The organism is Nocardioides baculatus (genome assembly GCF_016735675.1).
Taxonomy (GTDB): domain Bacteria; phylum Actinomycetota; class Actinomycetes; order Propionibacteriales; family Nocardioidaceae; genus Nocardioides; species Nocardioides baculatus.
In genome coordinates this window covers 596,863-614,748 of record NZ_JAERSG010000003.1, presented here as the reverse complement: position 1 = coordinate 614,748, position 17,886 = coordinate 596,863, and the positions used below count along the sequence as shown (strand labels likewise).

20 protein-coding genes are annotated in these 17,886 nt (G+C 72.5%); 9 read left to right on the top strand and 11 right to left on the bottom strand.

Features of this window, described 5'->3' with window-relative positions:
• Positions 1–9 precede the first annotated feature (9 nt).
• Positions 10–921, bottom strand: a complete 912-nt coding sequence (locus JI751_RS12625; protein ID WP_201936756.1) for a glutaminase — start codon at positions 919–921, stop codon at positions 10–12.
• Positions 918–2,180: a sulfatase family protein gene (locus JI751_RS12620; RefSeq protein ID WP_201936754.1), complete on the bottom strand. Its 1,263-nt coding sequence runs from the start codon at positions 2,178–2,180 to the stop codon at positions 918–920. Before JI751_RS12620 ends, JI751_RS12625 begins: the two co-directional genes overlap by 4 nt.
• A 34-nt stretch (positions 2,181–2,214) precedes the next feature.
• Here JI751_RS12620 and JI751_RS12615 point away from each other — a divergent pair, with 34 nt between their 5' ends.
• Genes JI751_RS12615 through JI751_RS12605 form a run of 3 tightly spaced genes read left to right on the top strand, consistent with a single transcriptional unit; the run spans position 2,215 to position 5,091 of the window.
• The gene (locus JI751_RS12615; RefSeq protein ID WP_201936752.1) at positions 2,215–3,768 is read left to right on the top strand and encodes an adenylate/guanylate cyclase domain-containing protein; all 1,554 of its coding nucleotides are present in this window, start codon (positions 2,215–2,217) and stop codon (positions 3,766–3,768) included.
• 10 nt (positions 3,769–3,778) lie between these two features.
• Positions 3,779–4,756 carry a hypothetical protein gene (locus JI751_RS12610; RefSeq protein WP_201936750.1) on the top strand — a complete coding sequence of 326 codons (978 nt, stop codon included), beginning with the start codon at positions 3,779–3,781 and terminating at the stop codon, positions 4,754–4,756.
• The gene (locus JI751_RS12605; RefSeq protein WP_201936747.1) at positions 4,744–5,091 is read left to right on the top strand and encodes a hypothetical protein; all 348 of its coding nucleotides are present in this window, start codon (positions 4,744–4,746) and stop codon (positions 5,089–5,091) included. Before JI751_RS12610 ends, JI751_RS12605 begins: the two co-directional genes overlap by 13 nt.
• A 169-nt stretch (positions 5,092–5,260) precedes the next feature.
• Here JI751_RS12605 and JI751_RS21855 read toward each other — a convergent pair whose 3' ends face one another.
• Genes JI751_RS21855 through JI751_RS12590 form a run of 3 tightly spaced genes read right to left on the bottom strand, consistent with a single transcriptional unit; the run spans position 5,261 to position 6,526 of the window.
• A complete protein-coding gene (locus JI751_RS21855; RefSeq protein ID WP_201936744.1) occupies positions 5,261–5,680 on the bottom strand; it encodes an aldolase/citrate lyase family protein in 420 nt (139 codons plus the stop codon).
• Positions 5,599–5,985, bottom strand: a complete 387-nt coding sequence (locus tag JI751_RS21850; RefSeq protein ID WP_201936741.1) for an HpcH/HpaI aldolase family protein — start codon at positions 5,983–5,985, stop codon at positions 5,599–5,601. Before JI751_RS21850 ends, JI751_RS21855 begins: the two co-directional genes overlap by 82 nt.
• Before the next feature lie 13 nt (positions 5,986–5,998).
• Complete coding sequence (locus JI751_RS12590) at positions 5,999–6,526, bottom strand: bifunctional adenosylcobinamide kinase/adenosylcobinamide-phosphate guanylyltransferase (RefSeq protein WP_201936739.1); 528 nt, start codon at positions 6,524–6,526, stop codon at positions 5,999–6,001.
• A gap of 53 nt (positions 6,527–6,579) precedes the next feature.
• Here JI751_RS12590 and JI751_RS12585 point away from each other — a divergent pair, with 53 nt between their 5' ends.
• Positions 6,580–6,849: a hypothetical protein gene (locus tag JI751_RS12585; RefSeq protein ID WP_201936737.1), complete on the top strand. Its 270-nt coding sequence runs from the start codon at positions 6,580–6,582 to the stop codon at positions 6,847–6,849.
• Between the two features lie 40 nt (positions 6,850–6,889).
• Here the strand turns inward: JI751_RS12585 and JI751_RS12580 are convergent, their stop codons facing one another.
• The 3 genes from JI751_RS12580 to JI751_RS12570 are packed head-to-tail and all read right to left on the bottom strand — an operon-like array spanning position 6,890 to position 9,180.
• Positions 6,890–7,654: an adenosylcobinamide-GDP ribazoletransferase gene (locus JI751_RS12580; RefSeq protein WP_307814165.1), complete on the bottom strand. Its 765-nt coding sequence runs from the start codon at positions 7,652–7,654 to the stop codon at positions 6,890–6,892.
• Positions 7,655–7,664: 10 nt separating this feature from the next.
• On the bottom strand, positions 7,665–8,696 hold the full coding sequence (gene cobT / locus JI751_RS12575) for a nicotinate-nucleotide--dimethylbenzimidazole phosphoribosyltransferase (RefSeq protein WP_201936734.1): 1,032 nt from the start codon (positions 8,694–8,696) through the stop codon (positions 7,665–7,667).
• Positions 8,697–8,724: 28 nt separating this feature from the next.
• Positions 8,725–9,180, bottom strand: coding sequence for a VOC family protein (locus JI751_RS12570; RefSeq protein ID WP_201936732.1), 456 nt, complete (start codon positions 9,178–9,180; stop codon positions 8,725–8,727).
• Between the two features lie 102 nt (positions 9,181–9,282).
• Here JI751_RS12570 and JI751_RS12565 point away from each other — a divergent pair, with 102 nt between their 5' ends.
• Genes JI751_RS12565 through ctlX form a run of 5 tightly spaced genes read left to right on the top strand, consistent with a single transcriptional unit; the run spans position 9,283 to position 13,169 of the window.
• Positions 9,283–10,269: a helix-turn-helix transcriptional regulator gene (locus tag JI751_RS12565; RefSeq protein ID WP_201936730.1), complete on the top strand. Its 987-nt coding sequence runs from the start codon at positions 9,283–9,285 to the stop codon at positions 10,267–10,269.
• A gap of 14 nt (positions 10,270–10,283) precedes the next feature.
• The gene (locus tag JI751_RS12560) at positions 10,284–10,805 is read left to right on the top strand and encodes a 2'-5' RNA ligase family protein (protein WP_307814163.1); all 522 of its coding nucleotides are present in this window, start codon (positions 10,284–10,286) and stop codon (positions 10,803–10,805) included.
• Between the two features lie 24 nt (positions 10,806–10,829).
• A complete protein-coding gene (locus JI751_RS12555; protein WP_201936726.1) occupies positions 10,830–11,033 on the top strand; it encodes a hypothetical protein in 204 nt (67 codons plus the stop codon).
• A 13-nt stretch (positions 11,034–11,046) separates the two neighbouring features.
• The gene (locus JI751_RS12550; RefSeq protein WP_201936725.1) at positions 11,047–12,141 is read left to right on the top strand and encodes a threonine aldolase family protein; all 1,095 of its coding nucleotides are present in this window, start codon (positions 11,047–11,049) and stop codon (positions 12,139–12,141) included.
• Positions 12,138–13,169, top strand: a complete 1,032-nt coding sequence (gene ctlX, locus JI751_RS12545; protein ID WP_201936723.1) for a citrulline utilization hydrolase CtlX — start codon at positions 12,138–12,140, stop codon at positions 13,167–13,169. The genes JI751_RS12550 and ctlX overlap by 4 nt, the downstream gene beginning before the upstream one ends.
• Before the next feature lie 17 nt (positions 13,170–13,186).
• On the opposite strand, the gene JI751_RS12540 is transcribed toward ctlX, so the two are convergent.
• The 3 genes from JI751_RS12540 to JI751_RS12530 form a co-directional block, all read right to left on the bottom strand.
• Positions 13,187–14,989 (bottom strand): bifunctional metallophosphatase/5'-nucleotidase, encoded by a 1,803-nt coding sequence (locus JI751_RS12540; protein ID WP_201936717.1) that lies wholly within the window; start codon positions 14,987–14,989, stop codon positions 13,187–13,189.
• A 62-nt stretch (positions 14,990–15,051) separates the two neighbouring features.
• A complete protein-coding gene (locus JI751_RS12535) occupies positions 15,052–15,855 on the bottom strand; it encodes a ceramidase domain-containing protein (protein ID WP_201936715.1) in 804 nt (267 codons plus the stop codon).
• A 19-nt stretch (positions 15,856–15,874) separates the two neighbouring features.
• Positions 15,875–17,881, bottom strand: coding sequence for a PhoX family protein (locus JI751_RS12530; protein ID WP_201936713.1), 2,007 nt, complete (start codon positions 17,879–17,881; stop codon positions 15,875–15,877).
• Positions 17,882–17,886: the final 5 nt, after the last annotated feature.

Below are 17,886 nucleotides of genomic sequence, written 5' to 3'. Positions count from 1 at the left end.
GCCGAGGCGTCAGAACACCGTCCAGTCGGAGTACGTCGTGAACGCGTCGAGCGCGGCGAGCCCGGCAGCCGACGAGCCCGACGGCCCGAGCGCGGGGCTCCAGACGCAGGCGACGCCGCGGTCGGGGATGACGGCGAGGATGCCGCCGCCGACGCCGGACTTGGCCGGTACGCCGACGCGGTAGGCGAACTCGCCCGCGGAGTCGTACGTCCCGCAGGTGAGCATCACGGCGTTGACCCGCTTGGTCTCGCGCGGGCTGAGCAGCGGGGTGCCGTCGGAGAGGACGCCGTCGCGGGCGAGGAAGAGCCCGGCGAGGGCGAGCTCGCGGCACGTCATCGACAGTGCGCACTGGGCGACGTACTCGTCGATCACCTCGTCGACCGTCGACTCGAGGTTGCCGTAGCTGGCGAGCAGGTGCGCGACGGCCAGCGTGCGGTGGCCCGCTTCGCGCTCCGAGCGCGCGACCTCGGGATCGCTGTCGACGGACGCGCGGCCGCTCTCGCGCCGCATCAGGTCGCGCAGGGTGCCGCTGGCGTCCCCGCTGAGCGACTGGAGCCGGTCGGTCACGACGAGGGCGCCGGCGTTGATGAACGGGTTGCGCGGGCGCCCGGCCTCCTGGTCGAGCTGGAGGAAGGAGTTGAACGGGTTGCCCGACGGCTCGCGGCCGACGCGCTTCCAGATCGCCTCGCCCTCGGCGGCGATGACCAGCGCGAGCGTGAAGACCTTGCTGATGCTCTGCACCGAGAACGACACGTCCGCGTCGCCGATGACGTGCACCTCCCCGTCGCACGACGCAATCGCCATCCCGAACTGGTGCGGGTCGACGTTGGCCAGGCTCGGGATGTACGTCGCCAGCTGGCCGCGGCCGACCTCGGGCGCGGCTGCCTCCTGCGCGCGCCGCAGCGCATCCTCGATCCTCACGAGCGCTCGAGCCTGCGCAGCGCACGACCCCGCGAGCCGACGAGCTCGCCGGTCTTCCGCGCCCACGCCGTCACGTCGGCGTCCCCGATGCTTGCCAGCTGGTGGGGGTCGGTGTCGAGGTCGTAGAGCTCCCACTCGCCCGCGGCGTCGCGGTGCTCGATGTAGGCAATCGAGCCCTCGCGGAGCATCGCCCAGTCGAGGTGGGTGTTCTCGACGAGCAGGCGCTGTCGCCAGTCCGACCAGTCGCCGGTCCTCAACGGCTCGAGCAGCGAGCGTCCGTCGAGCTCGCGACCGGCGTCAGGGTCGAGGCCGGCGATGTCGAGGGTGGTCGGCATCAGGTCCACCTGCGAGACCAACGCGTCGGAGGTCGCCGGCGCGACACCGGGACCGCGCACCACGAAGGGGACGCCCGCTGCCTCCTCGTAGGGCTGGCTCTTGCTCAGCAGGCGGTGCTCGCCCAGCAGGTAGCCGTTGTCGGAGACGAAGAAGATCCAGGTCCGCCTCAGCTGGCCGGTAGTCCGGAGCACGTCGAGGACGCGGCCGACCTGGTCGTCGACGTCCTGCAGCTCCTCGAGCTTGCCCTCGTAGATCTTCTGCATCTTGCGCCGGTCCTGGGGAGGCAGGTCCTGCAGCCACGTGGGCTTGTCGGCCATGTCCGCCTCGTTGAACGACGCGGGATCCCACTCCACCCCGTCGAAGTCGTCGGCGTGCTCGGCGCTCGGTGTGTACGGCCCGTGCGGGGCGGTCGGCGAGAAGACGGCGAACCAGGGAGTGTCCTCGTGGCGACGGATGAACCGGCGCAGCCGCTGGGCGGCGAACCGGTCGAACGCCCGTTGCGACGCGACCTTCCGGACCTCCCCGTCGACGCTGACCCGCGGGTCGTCGATCATGCCGTCGAGCAGCGTGACCCAGCGGTCCCAGCCCGGGGCGACGTAGGTCGGGTCCTGGCCGATGCCGTTCATGTACTTGCCGAAGTAGCCCGTGTCGTAGCCCGCGCCCTTCATCCGGGTCGCGGCCGTGTCGCGGTCGAGGCCCTGCGCCACGAAGGGCTGGTGGGTCATGTTGGTGTCGCACCCGTGGTTGTGCGGGTAGAGGCTGGTCTGCATCGACGCACGCGCGGGACCGCACAGCGGCATCGCGCTGTAGCCGTTGCGGAAGCGCACCCCCTTCGTCGCCAGCCGTCGCCAGGTCTGCTCCATCGACCTCAGCGTCGAGCGCATCTGGTCGTCGGTGATGATCCACAGGACGTTGTCAGCCACGCGCCCGACCCTACGGGCCACTACGCTCCGGCCCATGGCTCGACGCTGGCGGACCCGCGCGCCGTACGGCTCCTGGGTCCTCGGCCGCCCCGGTCAGTCGCCACGCGCTGTACGCATCCGGGTGCAGCTGCTCCTGACCGCGCTGCTCGTCGTCACGAACCTCGTCGGCGCCGGGGTCGTGGTGGTCATCGCCACCGTCGTCCTGCCGCTCCCGCCAGCCAGCGGCTCGATGGTGGTCGCCACGGCGGTGGCCGTCCCGATCTACGTCGGCGTGGCGATCCTGCTCGGGACCTGGATCGGCACCGCCTCGTCGTTGCGCGCGCTGCGCTGGCAGTACGACGACGAGCCGCCGGACGCGCGGACCGTACGACGTACGCTCCGGGTCCCGCTGCGGCTGACGGTCCTGCAGTTCGCGCTGTGGGCCACCGCCACCGTCCTCTTCACCTTGCTGGCTGCGATCCTGCAGCCGGAGCGCGCACTCGGCGTCGGCCTGACGGTCGGCACGGCCTCGATCGTCGTGTCGGGCATCGCCTTCCTGCTCTCCGACTTCGCACTGCGACCGCTGGCCGCGCGTGCGCTGGCCGGGGCGGACCTGACCCGGCGACCCAGCCTGGTCGGGGTCAAGGCGCGCTCGGTCATCTTCTGGGTCGTCGGCACGGCCGCGCCCGTCGTGGCCCTGATGGTCGCCGGCGTCGTCGCTCTCGTGGACGACACCGTCACCGTCACCCGGCTCGGTGTCACCACCATCGTCGTGGGTGCCGTCGTGCTCGTCTTCGGCCTGCTCGTCACGGTGCTGTCGGCGGGCGCCGTGGTCGACCCGGTCCTCGCGGTGCGCGACGCGCTGCTCGACGTCGAGCGCGGCCGGCTCGACCGGGAGGTCGTCGTCTTCGACGGCACGGAGGTCGGCCTGCTGCAGGTCGGCTTCAACCGGATGGCGACCGGGTTGCGCGAGCGCGAGCAGCTGCGCGACCTCTTCGGACGCCACGTCGGTCGCGAGGTGGCGCAGCGTGCCGCGGAGACGGCCGGGGAGGTCGAGCTCGGGGGAGAGGCACGCGAGGCCAGCGTCCTCTTCGTCGACCTCGAGGGCTCCACGACCTACGCCACCGAGCACGAGCCCGCCGAGGTCGTCGCGCTGCTCAACCGGTTCTTCGCCGTCATCGTCGAGGAGGTGGACCGACGCGGTGGGCTGGTCAACAAGTTCATGGGCGACGCCGTGCTCGCGGTCTTCGGCGCCCCGGTCCCGGTCGAGGACCACGCCGGCCACGCCCTCGGTGCCGCCCGCGCGATCGCCCAGCGGCTGGCCGAGGACGTCCCGGAGCTGTCGGCCGGGATCGGGGTGGCCACTGGCGAGGTGGTCGCCGGCAACGTCGGTCACGAGGAGCGCTTCGAGTACACCGTCATCGGCGACGCCGTGAACTCCGCTGCCCGGCTCACCGACCTCGCCAAGTCGGAGGACGGCCGGGTCCTCGTCTCCCTCGCCAGCGTCGAGGCGGCACACCACGACGAGGCCGGGCGGTGGGTCGAGCACGGAGCGGTCACCCTCCGCGGCCGTGCCGGGGAGACCGCGCTGGCCGTGCCGCGCCGGTAGCGTGCCACGCATGACGGGGGTCGGGAGGATCGCGGCGGCGGCGGCCCTGCTGCTCGCGAGCGGGTGCACGATCCCGCGCTACGAGCCCGACCCCGTGCCGCTGAAGGGCTGCGGACCCGTGGGGTACGCCGACGTGATGGGGCATCGGCCGCCCTACGGAGCGGTCCAGCTCGCGTCGTTCTCCAACGACCACGCGATGTGCGCCGGCCGCTGGGTGCCGGGCGCGGACGAGTGGCTGGTGCCCCAGGGGATGACGATCGCGGGCGGGACGGCCTACGTCGCGAGCTTCGACGGGACCAAGCTCGCCGGTCAGCGGCTCTGCACGATGCAGTCGATGGACCTGAAGTCCGGGGAGCTGATCAGGGCGAGGTACCCGGTGGTCGGCCGGGTCGGGCCGCGGAAGCCGACCGAGTGCCGGCACGGCGGGGGAGTCGTCGTCGACGAGCACGGCGTGTGGCTCGCGGAGACGCTGCGGCTGTGGCTGCTCGACCCCGAGACCCTCGAGCCGAAACGTGGCTGGGCGCTCACCGACCCGGTGCGCGGGTCGTTCGCCGTGTTCGGCAAGGACGGCCGGCTGGGACTGGGACGCTTCCGGGCGGACAACCCCGCCCGGCTGTGGTGGTTCGACGTCGACGCGATGCTCGCCTCGTCGGCGTACGTGCTGGACGAGGGGGACGCCGTCGACGCGGTCCGGATCCCGCCCGACACCCAGGGCGCGCTGTGGGCCGAGCTGGGCGGCGTCGGTCCCGGCCTCTGGCTGGCGCGGTCGAACACGTCGTGCGGGGTGCTCGTCGGGCCGGACGGGATCAGCCGGGGCTTCCTGCCGGGCGCCGAGGGCATGGCGCTCACCGGCCCCGACCACCTGTGGGTCGTCAGCGAGTCTGGGTCGCGGCTCTACCAGGAGAAGGGGCGACCGATGACGCCGATGCTGGCGCGCTTCGACACCTCGGAGATCTCCGAGTGGCGGGAGCCGACGTGCAGTCCCTGATCTCACGGCTGCCCGTGGCCCTGGCGCTCGCGGTCTTCGCGGCCGCGATGTGGTTCGTCTGGTTCGGCTGGGACGACGTGCCGTACGACGTGTGGCAGGTGCTCGGCTGCGGGCTGTGCGTGGTCGCCGGCTCGGTCGCCGCGCTCACGCGTGCCGGCAGGGGCGTCGTGCTCCTCGCAGCCGCGGCGACCGTCGGCTTCGCCGTGCCGTGGGCGGCGTACGCCTCGTCGTCGGACGACTCCGGACTCTGGGTCGTCGGGCTCGTGCTGCTGCTCGCGGGCGTGTTCCCCGGGCTGGTGGTCGTGCTGACGATCGCTCGGCTCGTGCGCCGCTGACCCGGCGACATGTCGGAGCGGTGCGTTCACCGAGCTACGGCCACCAACGTCGTACACGTGTCCGCGATGTTGCCCTCGATCGGTCGGAACGAGGGCAACATCCCGGACACGTGTCGAGGTGGGCCGCGATGAGCGCGCATCGGGCGTCGGCCGCCTTCCCAACGCAAAGCTAGGAACCCCCGCGCTCCCGAGCGAGGTCGAGGTGGCGGGACATGGCGTCGCCGAGCGTGACCGTGTCGACCGCGACGGTGACGAGCGTGGCGCCCTCGTCGGCGTACGCGCGGGCGTCCTCGCCGCTGTAGGCGTGGACGCCGACCGGGACCCCGGCGGCGACCGCCCGGGCGATGATCGACGACAGGACCTCGCGGAACTCGCCGCGGTGCTCGTCGCCGCTCAGCCCGAGGGACAGCGACAGGTCGCCGGGGCCGACGTAGATGCCGTCGAGCCCGTCGACCGCGAGCAGGGCGTCGAGGTCGTCGAGCGCGGTCGCCATCTCCACCATGAGGATCACCAGTGGGACGTCGGCGCTGCCCACGAGCCTGCCGATCGAGCGAGTGCCGTCGGGTGCGTACCTCGCCGAGTCGACCACCTCGCGGGCGTGCTCGGCGTCGCGGACGTTGGGGACATCACCCCGTGCGCGCCGAGGTCGAGCGGTCGGCCGACGTCCGGGAAGGACGAGCTCCGGGTGCGCACCAGCGGCACCGCGGCCGCCGCACGGATCGCTGCGGTGATGCCGGGCAGGTCGGCCTCGCCGACCGCACCGTGCTGGAGGTCGACGACCACGTGGTCGGCCCCGGTCCGCGCGAGGACCTCTGCGGTCACGGCTCCCGGGAGCAGGCTCCACAGACCGTGGGTCGGGCGGCCCTCGGCCCAGTGCTGGCGCAGGTCTTTCACGGCAGGAGTCCTCTCAGAGCCGGAGCACGCGGCCGGCGACGACGAGGTGCACCTCGTCGCAGGCGGCGCCGACGCGCTGGTTGACGATGCCGAGGAGGTCCCGGAAGAGCCGGCCGGAGCGGTGCTCGGGGACGATCCCGAGGCCGACCTCGTTGGTGACGACCACGACGTCGTGGTCGCACGCGCGGAGCGCCTCGACGACCTCGTCGGTGCGGGCGACCACCATCTGGTGGACGGTGTCGCTGTCCTGCTCCCAGGCGGCTGCATCGTCGACCAGCGCGGTGAGCCAGGTGCCGAGGCAGTCGACGAGGACGGGCAGGTCGGCGTCCCGGAGTGCCGTCGCCACGTCGCGGGTCTCGAGCGTCGACCACGACGCCGGACGCCGGGCGAGGTGGGCGGAGATGCGAGCAGCCCAGTCGGGGTCGGCCTCGGCGTCCGGGGTGGGTCCGGGCGCCACGTAGGTGGCGGGCTCGTCGCCGAGGAGGGCCTCGGCGTGGGTGGACTTGCCGGACCGGACGCCGCCGGTGACCAGGATCCGCATGGTGCCGATCCTGTCAGAGGCGGATGGCCGTCCGACGGGCGCACACTGGAGGGATGGACGACGACCTCGACGAGATGACGCGCGACCAGCTGGTGGCGGAGGTGGTGAAGCTGCGCACCGCGGTGCGCGCCCACCGTGACACCTCCGGGCACGACCTCTGCTGGCACCACCCGGACCTCTGGGACACGCTGCCCGAGCGGACCGCCCCCGACATCGCCGTGCCACCGTGGCCACGCTTCATGCGCGGGTGTGTCGCCTACCGGCAGTCGCTGGACGAGCAGGCGCCGGACGCCCGGACCCACGATGCGGAGTACGACGCCTGAGGTCTCGGCACGCCCGTGTTCCTCGCGGCCGCTCGACCGGCTAGCTGGTGGCGGCCGCCAGCACGAGCACCGCGAACGAGACCTCGACCGCGGCGCCGAGGACGTCGCCCGTGATCCCGCCCAGACGGCGTACGCAGCGGAAGACCAGCGCGACGACCGCCGCCAGCATCAGCGCCAGGCCGACGAGCAGGGGCCACACCGACCCGAGGACGAAGCCGGCCAGCGCCACGAGCACGATCGTGAGGGCGAGCGAGAGGAGTGCGCCGACGTCCGGGACCGAGCCGATGTGGGTCGCGCCGAGCCCGTCGGCGCGGGCGGCGGGGACGCCGCTGACGCAGGCGATCGCCAGGCAGGCGCGGGAGGCGCACACGAGGAGGCCGACGGCGACCCAGCCGTGCTCGTGCCGGATCACCGATGCGAGGGCCGCTGCCTGGAGGCCGGCGACCAGGACCACCGCGACCACCCCGGCCGGTCCGACGGGTCCGGTGCGCATCACCTCGAGCGAGCGTTCGGGGGAGTAGGACGCGGTCAGGCCGTCGGCGGTGTCGGCGAGGCCGTCCCAGTGGAAGGCTCGCGTGCCGAGCGCGAGGGCAAGCAGGACGACGTACGCCGTCGCGAGCGGAGCGAGGCCGAACCGGTCGCCCAGGAGGGCGAGGATCGCAGCCACGACGGCGAGTGGCAGGACGGCCACCGGTGCGAGGACCATCGCCAGGCCGGCCACCGGGCGGTCGACGCGCGACGGCGGCGGCACGCGGACGGCTGTCAGGGTGCCGGTCGCGAGGAGCCAGGCGTCGCGCAGGATCACGGAGGCAGCCTCACTCGGGGAGGATCTCGGACAGCAGCGCGACGTCGCGCATCACGGCGATACCGGAGCGGAGAAGCGGAAGGGCGGCGACTGCACCGGAGCCCTCCCCGAGCCGCATGCCGACGTCGAGGAGCGGTTCGAGGCCGAGGGACTTGAGCGCGTGGGTCTGGGCGGGCTCGGTCGAGCGGTGCCCGGCGACCCACCAGGCGGACGCGCCGGGCGCGAGGGCCTCGGCCACCACGGCGCACGCGACGGACATCAGGCCGTCGAGGACGACGGGCGTGCCCCGGCGGGACGCCTCGACGAGGAGGCCGACCGTCCCGGCGAGGTCGGCGCTGCCGAGCGCGGTGAGCAGGTCGACCGGATCCGCGGCGCGGCCCGAGGCGCGCGCCAGCGCCGCCGCGACCACGTCGCGCTTGCGGGTCCAGCCCGCGTCGTCGACGCCGGTGCCGCGCCCGGTCACCTCGTCGGCCGGCAGCCCCAGCGACGCGGCAACCAGGGCTGCGGCGGGAGTGGTGTTGCCGATCCCGAGGTCACCGGTCATCAGCACCTGGGCGCCGTCGTCGACCAGCTCGGCCGCGACCGACGCCCCGAGGGCCACGGACTGCGCGGTCTCGTCCGCGGTGAGCGCGTCCTCGAGGTGGATCGCCCCCGACCCGCGGCGGACCTTCCGCGCGGTCACGGCAGCGGGGAGGTCGGAGAGGTCCGCGTCGACCGCCACGTCGAGGACGGTCACCGAGACGCCGTGCTCGCGCGCCAGCGCCGAGACACCTGCGCGGCCGGCGACGATCGTGCGCACCATCGCCTCGGTGACGGCGGCCGGGTAGGCCGACACCCCGTGCGCGGCCACGCCGTGGTCGCCGGCGAGCACCACGAGGCGTACATCCGTCAGCGGCTCGGGAGGCACCGCACCCTGGGCCGCCGCCAGCCAGACGCCGAGCTCGCCGATCCGGCCGAGTGCGCCGGGCGGCGTGGCGAGACCCACGAGTCGCGCACGGGCGAGAGAGAGGACGTCGGGGGAGGGCGGTGCTATGCGGTCCATGGCGGCGCCAGCCTAGGGGGCCGTGCGATCAGCCGGCGGTGACCCCGACGCTCCACGTCACGCCGAAGCGATCGGTCAGCATGCCGAACCCAGGGCTCCACGCTGACGCGGCGAGCGGCTCGACGACCGTCCCGTCGGCGGCGAGCGCGTCGAAGTAGCCCTGCGCCTCGTCGAGGGTGTCGGCGCTGATCGAGACGAAGAGCGCTTGGTCGGTGAGCGTGGTGCCGTTGTCGCGGCGGGTCGACGACCCGCCGACCAGCGTGCCGCCGGTCTCCCCGGGGACGTCGTACGCCATCACACGGAAGCCGGAGTCGGACGCGACGAGGCCGAAGACGACGCGGTCCGCGCCGGGCACGTCGGCGGGCATCCCGAAGTCGGCGTAGGTGTTGATGACGAGGTGCCCACCGAACACGGACTGATAGCTCTCGAGCGCAGCACGCGCATCGCCGCGGAAGTTGAGGTGGATGGTCGTCTGGATGGTCATGACGTGCTCCTCGTGGTCTGCGCGGCCCGGATGGCCTCGCACGACCCACCGTCGCAGCCGAGTAGGACCGTTCCTGTCCGGGACTGCGACTAGCCTCGAGACATGTCGAACACGTTGCGGTTGCTCGAGCTGCTGTCGCTGCTGCAGGCGCGACGCGACTGGCCGGGCCCGGTCCTCGCCGAGCGCCTCGGCACGACCGACCGCACGGTGCGGCGCGACATCGAGCGACTCCGCGAGATGGGCTACAGCATCCGGACGACCATGGGGCCGGACGGCGGCTACCGGCTCGGCGCGGGAAGCGAGCTGCCGCCGCTGCTGTTCGACGATGACCAGACGGTCGCCGTAGCGGTAGCGCTGCAGACCGCCCCGGCTGCGGGAGTCGGGATCGAGGAGGGCGCGATCCGGGCGCTCGCGACGATCCGGCAGGTGATGCCGTCGCGCTTGCGGCACCGGCTCGACGCCCTCGAGGTCACCGCGATCACGGGACGGGCCGGCAGCGGGACGCCGGGCCTCGTGGCCGCCGACGTCCTCGTCTCGCTGGCCAGCACGATCCGTGCGCGCGAGGTCCTGCGCTTCGACTACGCCGCGCGCGACAGGGACCCGGACTCCGGTCCGATGCCGGACGACCCGCCCCGACGGGCGGAGCCACACCACATCGTGACCTCGTCGGGCCTCTGGTACCTCCTCGCCTGGGACCTCGACCGCGACGACTGGCGTCTCTTCAGCGTGGACCGGGTCACCCCGCGCACGCCCACCGGTCCTCGCTTCGCGCCGCGCGAGGTGCCTGGAGGTGACGTGCACGAGTTCGTGTCCGCACGGTTCAAGGGGCGCGACGTCAACGAGTGGCCGTGCCGGGGGACCGTGATCCTCGACCTGCCCGCCCGCGACGTCCTGCCCTTCGCCGGCGACGGCACGGTCCGGCGCGTCGACGCGCACCGCACCAGCCTCGAGGCGGGAGCGTGGTCATGGCGGGCGCTCGCCGCGTCGTTCGGACGCTTCGACGTCCCGATGGAGGTGGTCGGCCCGCCCGAGCTCACCTCTGCGTTCGCCGAGCTGGCGGCGCGGTACGACGTCACCGCCCGTGGATGACGCATCCTTGGCCCGTGCCCGGTCACTCCGTCCTGCAGCTGCCGGTCCCGGAGCTGGAGGACTGGGTGCAGGCGAGGACGGCGCACTACGACACGGGTTTCGTGTCGACCGACCCGCGCTTCGGGCACGCGCACATCACGGCACTCGGGCCGTTCGACCCTGATCCGTCCGAGACGACCCTGGCCGTCGTGGCGGACATCGCGAGGACGACACCAGCCGTCCGCACGCGGCTCCAGCGCCTCGGCCAGTTCCCCAACGGGATCATCCACCTCGTCCCGGAGCCCGCCGAGCCACTGCGGGCCCTCACGCAGCGGCTGGTCGCGGCCTTCCCCGGCTTCAGGCCGTACGCCGGCGAGTTCGGCGACGACGTGCAGCCGCACCTCACCGTCGACGCGGCCTCCGACACGGTCAGCCTGGCGTCGACCGCCGAGCTGCTCCGCGACGTCGTGCCCGTCGACGTGGTGCTCGACCGGCTCCAGCTCGCGTGGTGGGAGTCGGGTCGCTGCCACGTCAGGGAGGAGTGGGCGCTCGGCTGAGTGGCGGCATGGCAGGATCGCGGCATGGCTGCATGGGCACACCTCGAGATCACCGTCGACGACCAGGGCAACGTGGAGGTCGGCGGCTACAACGCCGACCCGGAGGCGCTCGTCGCCGACACCGAGTCCTGGGAGGACCTGCTGACCTCCCTCGGCCAGCACGGCTGGGAGCTGGTGCAGGTCATCGCGGGCGTCGAGACGACGTACTGGTTCAAGCGCCAGATCTGACCGGGCCGGTCCGATGAGCGAGCTCCACGACCGCTTCCGGGCGGCGATGGCGGGCGCGGAGACGATCTTCTGGCGACCGCAGTCGTCGCCGGCGGAGATGTTCCGCGACCTGGCGGCTCACGCCGAGGAGCACGGGACCGAGTGGGACAGGTACGGCGAGCGTGGGCCGGTCGCGGAGCTCGAGGGCCGGGTCGCCGAGCTGCTCGGCAAGCCCGCCGCCGTGATGTTCCCCAGCGGCGTGATGGCGCAGCAGGCGACGCTGCGGGCGTGGTGCGACCGCTCCGGCTCGCGCCGCGTCGCGCTGCCCGACCTGTCGCACCTCCTCCTCTACGAGCAGGACGGACCCCGCCGGGTGATGGGCCTCGAGCTCGAGCCGCTCACCCACGGCCGTGAGACGCCCACCAAGGAGGCGCTCGACAAGGTCGGTGGCCGGCTCGGTGCGGCAATGGTCGAGCTGCCGCTGCGCGACGCCGGCTGCCTGCTGCCGACGTGGGACGAGCTGGTCGAGCTGTCCGGAGCCGCCCGCGAGCGCGGCGTGCCGCTACACGCGGACGGCGCCCGGATCTGGGAGTCCGTGCCCCACTGGGACAAGACCCTCGCCGAGGCGGCCGACCTCTTCGACTCGATCTACGTCTCGCTCTACAAGGGTCTCGGCGGCTCGAGCGGCGCGCTCGTGGCCTGCCCCGAGGACCTTGCCGGTGAGCTGCGATCGTGGCGCCAGCGGATGGGTGGCACGCTCTTCTCGATGACCACCGCGGCGGTGGGCGGGCTGATCGGGCTCGACCAGCACCTGACGAGGTTCGGCGAGTATCGCCAGTGGGCGATCGACGTCGCCGCCGAGCTCAACGCGAAGGGCATCCGCACCTTCCCCGAGGTGCCGCACATCGCGACCTTCCTGGCCTACGCCGAGGGCACGGTCGACGAGGTCAACGAGCGGGTCGTCGCCTTCACCGAGCAGCGCGGCGTCGTGCCCTGCGGCCTGTGGCAGTCCGCCGAGGTGCCGGGCTGGGTGGTGACCGAGCTGACCTGCTACGACACCGCCGTCGACAAGGACCCTGCCGAGGTGGCCGGGCTGGTGGCCGACGCACTCGCTATCGTCCTCCCGTGAGTGCACAGGCCCCCTCCGCAGTCATCCTCGTCCGCGCGACCAGCTTCGTCCCCAATCCGGCGACCGCCGCGGACAACGCGTTCCAGTCCGACGCCCCGGACGGCCAGTCCGACGAGGCGACGTCGGCCAAGGCGCTGGCCGAGATGGACGCCCTCGCGGCGGCCCTCCGCGCGGTCGGCGTACGCGTCCACGTGTTCGACGACGACGACCACACCCGCCCCGACAGCGTGTTCCCCAACAACTGGCTCTCGACCCACGCCGGCGGCACGGTCGCGGTCTACCCGATGTATGCCTCCAACCGGCGCCACGAGCGCCGTCTCGACGTGCTGGAGATGCTCAAGTCGGAGTACCGCGTCCAGGCGATCGTCGACTACTCCGGCCTCGAGCCCGACGGCATCTTCCTCGAGGGGACCGGCGCGATGGTGCTCGACCACGTCTCCCGGGTGGCCTACACCGCGCGCAGCCACCGTGCCGACGTCGCCGTGCTCGAGCGCTTCTGCACCGACTTCAACTACGAGCCGATGGCCTTCGACGCGGTCGACTCCGACGGCGTGCCGGTCTACCACACCAACGTCATCGCGTGCGTCGGCACCGACGTCGCGATGATCGCCCTCGAGATGATCCCCGACGAGGTCCGCCGCGAGCAGGTGCGCGAGCGCCTCGCCGTCACCGGCCGCACGATCGTCGAGCTGACCGAGGAGCAGATCCGCCAGTTCGCCGGCAACGCGGTCGAGCTCTGCGGACGTACGCCGGAGGGCAAGCGCCGCTACGTGATGGCGATGTCGGCCCGGGCGAGGGCGTCGCTGCGCCCCGACCAGGTAGCGGCGATCGAGGAGTCGTGCGAGATCGTCGCCGTCGACATCCCCTCGATCGAGCTCGCCGGCGGGTCGGTGCGCTGCATGATCGCCGGGGTCCACCTCGACCACCGCCCCGAGAAGCTGCCCGAGCCCGGCGAGAACGTCGTCGCGATCAACGAGGACAACCCGGTCACGCCCGACGGGCGCTTCGTGGCGAAGGACTACGCCTAGCCCGAGACCCGCCCGCGTCAGCCGACGGTGATCGGCTGGCCGCCGGAGACCAGGCGCCAGTCGACCGAGGCGAACTGCGCCGGGTCGATGACCCCGTGCTCGGTCACCCAGTCGATGATCAGCTGGCGGATCTCGTTCTGCCGGTTGTAGACGACCGGCGCCGTGCTGACGTGCGGGAAGCCGCCGCCGCCGGACTGCCGGTAGTTGTTGACCGCCATCGCGAACTCCTGGCCCGCCGCGACCGGCACGCCGTCGTAGGCGAGCCCGACGATGCGTGAGCCGGCCGGCTGCGCGACGTCGATGTCGTAGGTCAGGGGGGCGTCGAGACCGGCGACCGAGTCGAAGTTGTAGTCAGGGATGCTGGGGGTGCCGGCGTTGGTCAGGTCGGCCATCGTGAACGGGCCGGTGCCGGAGACATGCTTGAAGTAGCGGACGGAGTACTCCAGGTAGTCCTTGACCTGCGCGCCGGTGACCTTCACCCCGAGCAGCGTGTTGTCGTAGATGTATAGACCGGCCACGTCGCGCACCGACACCTGGCCCGCGGGGAAGGACGCCGAGCGGTTGAAGGGCGCCGCGATCGACAGCACCGGGAGCGCTGCGTCGGCACCGGTGAGGCCGGCCTTGACCGCGTCGGCCTGGACGTACTGCACGAAGTCGATGATCGGCACGTCCTCGACGACGGCGCGTGAGGCGGAGAGCGCCGTCGTGGAGGTGCCGATGGGCGAGTTGACGTAGGTCACGACCGTGTCGTGCTGCTTGCGCACGGCGGCCAGGACGGCGGCGTCGCCCGACACGGTGCTGGAGTCGAGCAGCTGGCCGGCCGATCCGACGACCTTCCAGCGACCGCGGTCCAGCTCGAGGTCGAGGTCCATGACCGCGACCCGCATGCCCCAGTAGAGCGGCTCGACGAGGAGGACGTCCCGCTCGGTCTTCTCGTTGGTCGCCGTCGCGACGAGGTCCTTGTGGGCGTGCCCGACGAGGATCGCGTCGATGCCGGGGACCTGCTCGGCGAGCAGCGTCGACGCGTTCTCGACGTAGGGCAGCGCGTCGCCGTAGGACGAGCTGCCGTCCGTCCCGCTGTGCGCGCTGACGACGACCACGTCGCACCCGCGCCTCCTCAGCTCGGGGACGAACTTCTTCGCCTGCTCGACGAGTCCGGGGAACTCGAGCCTGCCCTCCACGTTGGCCCTGTCCCAGATCGCGATGCCCGGGTTGGTGAGCCCGAGCACGCCGACCTTCAGGTCGGGGCCGCCGCGCATCTTGTAGCGCTTGATGATGTAGGGCGGGAACACCGGACGACCGGTGGCGGCGTCGACGGCGTTGGCGCCGAGCAGCGGGAAGTCGAGCTGGGACTCGAACGTGCGCAGGGTGTCGAGGCCGTAGTTGAACTCGTGGTTGCCGAGCGCGGCCGCGTCGTAGCCGACGAGGTTCATCGCGTTGGCCATCGGGTGGATCGAGCCGCCGGTGATCGGGTCGATGCGCGCGTAGTAGTAGGCGAGCGGGGTGCCCTGGATGGTGTCGCCGGCGTCGAGCGTGAGCATCAGGTTGTCGGGGTGCTGCGCGCGGTGCGCCTTGATCAGGGTGGCGGCCTTGGCGAGCCCGATGTCGTTGTGCTTGGAGTCGTCGTACTCGACGTTCTTGAAGTAGTCCCAGTTGAAGACGTTGCCGTGCAGGTCGGTCGTCCCGAGGACGGTGAGCCGGGTCTGGCGCCGGCCGGGCTTCGCGAGGGCCGGGAGCGGCTGGGCCACGAACCCGGCGGCGGCGAGGGCGGCCGCGCCGGTGAGCACGGTGCGACGGGAGGTGTGGGGCTGCGAGGTCATGCGGGAACCACTTTCCGAGAGAGATCCGAGAGCGTCCGGTCACCCGGAGCCGGTCCATCTACCTACACGACGGTGGGTCTGGTCAACCTCGCCGGGGTGGACACCGCACGACTTTCCGAGGCATACATCCGGAACAGCCAGTAGGCCGACACCGCGCACAGCAGGTGCCACACGGCGTGCCCCTGCAGCTGCGAGTGCGGGTCGCACATGCCGGCGTTGGTGAGCAGCCAGATCGTGAAGGCGACGAGCATCGCGACGAGGGCGACGACGCCGTGGCGGAAGACGATCGAGGTCTCGCCGCGCCTCCAGAGCACGGTCTCCAAGGCCACGGCCGCGACGAGCAGCAGGCCGAAGGCGAGGTTGCCGGAGTAGTGCACGACGGGGACCGGCTCGGGCCAGAGCCCGACGAGCTCGCAGGCGGCCACGCAGGCGACGTACGCCGTCACGAAGGCGGTGGTGCCACGACGGGCCCAGCGGACCCAGGCCCACGCCGCGGCGAAGCCGGCGACGAGGTACATGCTCAGCATGTCGAGGTGGCCGCCCCACTCGCTCTGCGTGGCGTGCATGGCCGCCGACGCGGGCCCGAGGAGCACGACGACGCAGACGAAGAAGGTGGCGACGGTCGGCGACATCACGGCGTCGGCGGGCAGGCGTCCGGCCCGGCGCGCGACCAGGAGCCCGGCCACCACGAAGCCGAGGTTGGAGAAGGTGTTGGCGGGCTGGCGGACCAGCCCGTCGCGCGCGGCCTCGCAGAAGTTCGCGCCGCGCCCGACGTCCGGACCGAGCCAGCCCTGCGCGACGGCGACTGCGAGCAGGACGACCGAGCCCGCCGCCACTGCGCTGGCAGTGGCGACGGGGCGGGTCATGTGCCGATCGTAGGGACCCTCAGCGTCGCGTCACCTGCACGACCGTGGGGCGCGGTCCGGCGAACTGGCCCGCGGACGCCGTGCTGCCGGCCGGGACGAAGTCGGGGAAGCGCGACTGCGGTGCCGCCCACGAGCCGTCCTCTCCGGGGTGCTGGACGGCCACGAAGACCGACCCGTCGCGGTCGTGGACGACCGGGCCGCAGGTCTCGGCGCCCGACGGCACGGCGAGGAACTGCTGCACGTGGCCGCGCTCGGCGCCCTCGACCGGCACCTTGAAGAGACCGTCGCTCTTCTTGATCGCGCTGGGCTGGCCGTCGGTGGAGACCCAGAGGTTGCCCTCGCTGTCGAAGGCGACGTTGTCCGGGCAGGAGATCGGGGACACGGGCCCGGTCCAGCCGCCGAAGTAGCGACCGGCGGACGCCTCGTCGCCGCAGATGAGGAACAGGTTCCAGGTGAACGTGTCGCGCCTGTGGTCGCCGCCGTCGGGCACGAGCTCGACGACGTGGCCGTCCTTGTTGGCCGGTCGCGGGTTGGCCTCGTCGACCTGGAGCGCGGTGCGCGCGGTGTTGTTGGTGCACGCGACGTAGATCCGACCGTTGTGCAGGCTGGGCTGGACGTCCTCGGGGCGGTCCATCTTGGTGGGCTGCACGACGTCCGCGGCCAGGCGCGTGTAGACGAGGACCTCCTCGGTGCTGAAGCCCGGCACGACCGACTGGCCGTCGCGGGTCAGCGGGATCCACTGGCCGGTGCCGTCGTTGACGCCGTCCTCGGCGCCGTCGCCGGTGAGACGGGCGACCGACAGGTCTCCGGCGCTCAGCAGGCCGAGGTTGTGTGCGCGCGCCTTGCGGCTGTTGCCCGGGCGGAACGTGTCGCGGGAGACGAAGCGGTAGAGGTAGTCGAAGCGCTCGTCGTCGCCCATGTAGGCGACGACGTGTCCGTCGTCGTTGATGATGACGTTGGCGCCCTCGTGCTTGAAGCGGCCCATCGCGGTGTGCTTCACCGGCGTCGACGTCGGGTCGGTGGGGTCGACCTCGACGACCCAGCCGAAGCGGTTGGGCTCGTTGCGGTAGTCGGCGGTCGTGGCGTCCCACCGCGGGTCGATCGAGCGCCAGTTGCGCGAGTCCTGGTTGGCGGCGAGCCCGTAGCGCGACTCCGTGCGGTCGGTGCCGGTCGCGCGGAAGTACTGGTTGAAGTTCTCCTCGCCCGACAGGACGGTGCCCCACGGCGTCGTGCCGCCGGAGCAGTTGTTCATGGTGCCGCGCACGGTGCGGCCGGTCGGGTCGGCGGCGGTCTTCAGCAGGTCGGAGCCGGCCGCGGGACCGTCGACGGCGAACGGGGTGTCGAGGGTGATCCGGCGGTTGAGGCGGGCACCGGGGACGTACGTCCACGCGTCCCCGCGCTTGCGGCGGGTCAGCTCGACGACGCTCATGCCGTGCGCCGCCCACACCGTGCGGATGACGGTCTCGGCAGGGGTGCCGGGCGGGAACATGATGTTCTCGTTGGTGTACTCGTGGTTGCACACGAGGAGTGCGCTCGTGCCCGAGCGGCTGGTCTCGATGATGTCGAGGTAGTCGTTGTTGTAGCCGAACTGGCCGGCCTGGGCCTCGGGCGTCTGCCGGGTCGCGTCGAAGGCCGGGGCGCCGGGCAGGATCGGGTCGCCCCAGCGCAGGATCGCGTCCCAGCGGTAGCCGGCGGGCACGGTCACGTCGTCGACGGTGGTGGCCACGGGGCCGATCGGCGCGAACGGGAGGGCCTCGGGCCTGCCGCGGCGTACGGCCCTGGCGGGTGCTGCGGCGACCGGGCTCGAGGACACCGCGGCGAGCGCGGCGACCGTCAGGCCGGTGCCGACGACCGAGCGGCGACTGAGCGCCGTGGCGGCGACGTCGCGGAAGTACGACGTGTCGGTGGTGTTGGGCGCGGCGATCGAGCACGCGTCGCCGCAGCGCAGGTGGCAGGTGACCGCGCTGCGGTTGCCGTGGGTCTTGCCGGCCATCGGGAGGAGGGGGAGGTCGAGACGTGGGGTCATGCGCC

What these genes read in the sequence shown, in the direction of transcription:
- JI751_RS12540 (WP_201936717.1), bottom strand. Translation starts at nt 14,989, where the DNA reads ATGACCTCGCAGCCCCACACCTCCCGTCGCACCGTGCTCACCGGCGCG.
- JI751_RS12530 (WP_201936713.1), bottom strand. Translation starts at nt 17,881, where the DNA reads ATGACCCCACGTCTCGACCTCCCCCTCCTCCCGATGGCCGGCAAGACC.
- JI751_RS12590 (WP_201936739.1), bottom strand. Translation starts at nt 6,526, where the DNA reads ATGCGGATCCTGGTCACCGGCGGCGTCCGGTCCGGCAAGTCCACCCAC.
- cobT (WP_201936734.1), bottom strand. Translation starts at nt 8,696, where the DNA reads ATGGACCGCATAGCACCGCCCTCCCCCGACGTCCTCTCTCTCGCCCGT.
- JI751_RS12585 (WP_201936737.1), top strand. Translation starts at nt 6,580, where the DNA reads ATGGACGACGACCTCGACGAGATGACGCGCGACCAGCTGGTGGCGGAG.
- JI751_RS12535 (WP_201936715.1), bottom strand. Translation starts at nt 15,855, where the DNA reads ATGACCCGCCCCGTCGCCACTGCCAGCGCAGTGGCGGCGGGCTCGGTC.
- JI751_RS12555 (WP_201936726.1), top strand. Translation starts at nt 10,830, where the DNA reads ATGGCTGCATGGGCACACCTCGAGATCACCGTCGACGACCAGGGCAAC.
- JI751_RS12550 (WP_201936725.1), top strand. Translation starts at nt 11,047, where the DNA reads ATGAGCGAGCTCCACGACCGCTTCCGGGCGGCGATGGCGGGCGCGGAG.
- JI751_RS12610 (WP_201936750.1), top strand. Translation starts at nt 3,779, where the DNA reads ATGACGGGGGTCGGGAGGATCGCGGCGGCGGCGGCCCTGCTGCTCGCG.
- JI751_RS12565 (WP_201936730.1), top strand. Translation starts at nt 9,283, where the DNA reads ATGTCGAACACGTTGCGGTTGCTCGAGCTGCTGTCGCTGCTGCAGGCG.
- JI751_RS12570 (WP_201936732.1), bottom strand. Translation starts at nt 9,180, where the DNA reads ATGACCATCCAGACGACCATCCACCTCAACTTCCGCGGCGATGCGCGT.
- JI751_RS12615 (WP_201936752.1), top strand. Translation starts at nt 2,215, where the DNA reads ATGGCTCGACGCTGGCGGACCCGCGCGCCGTACGGCTCCTGGGTCCTC.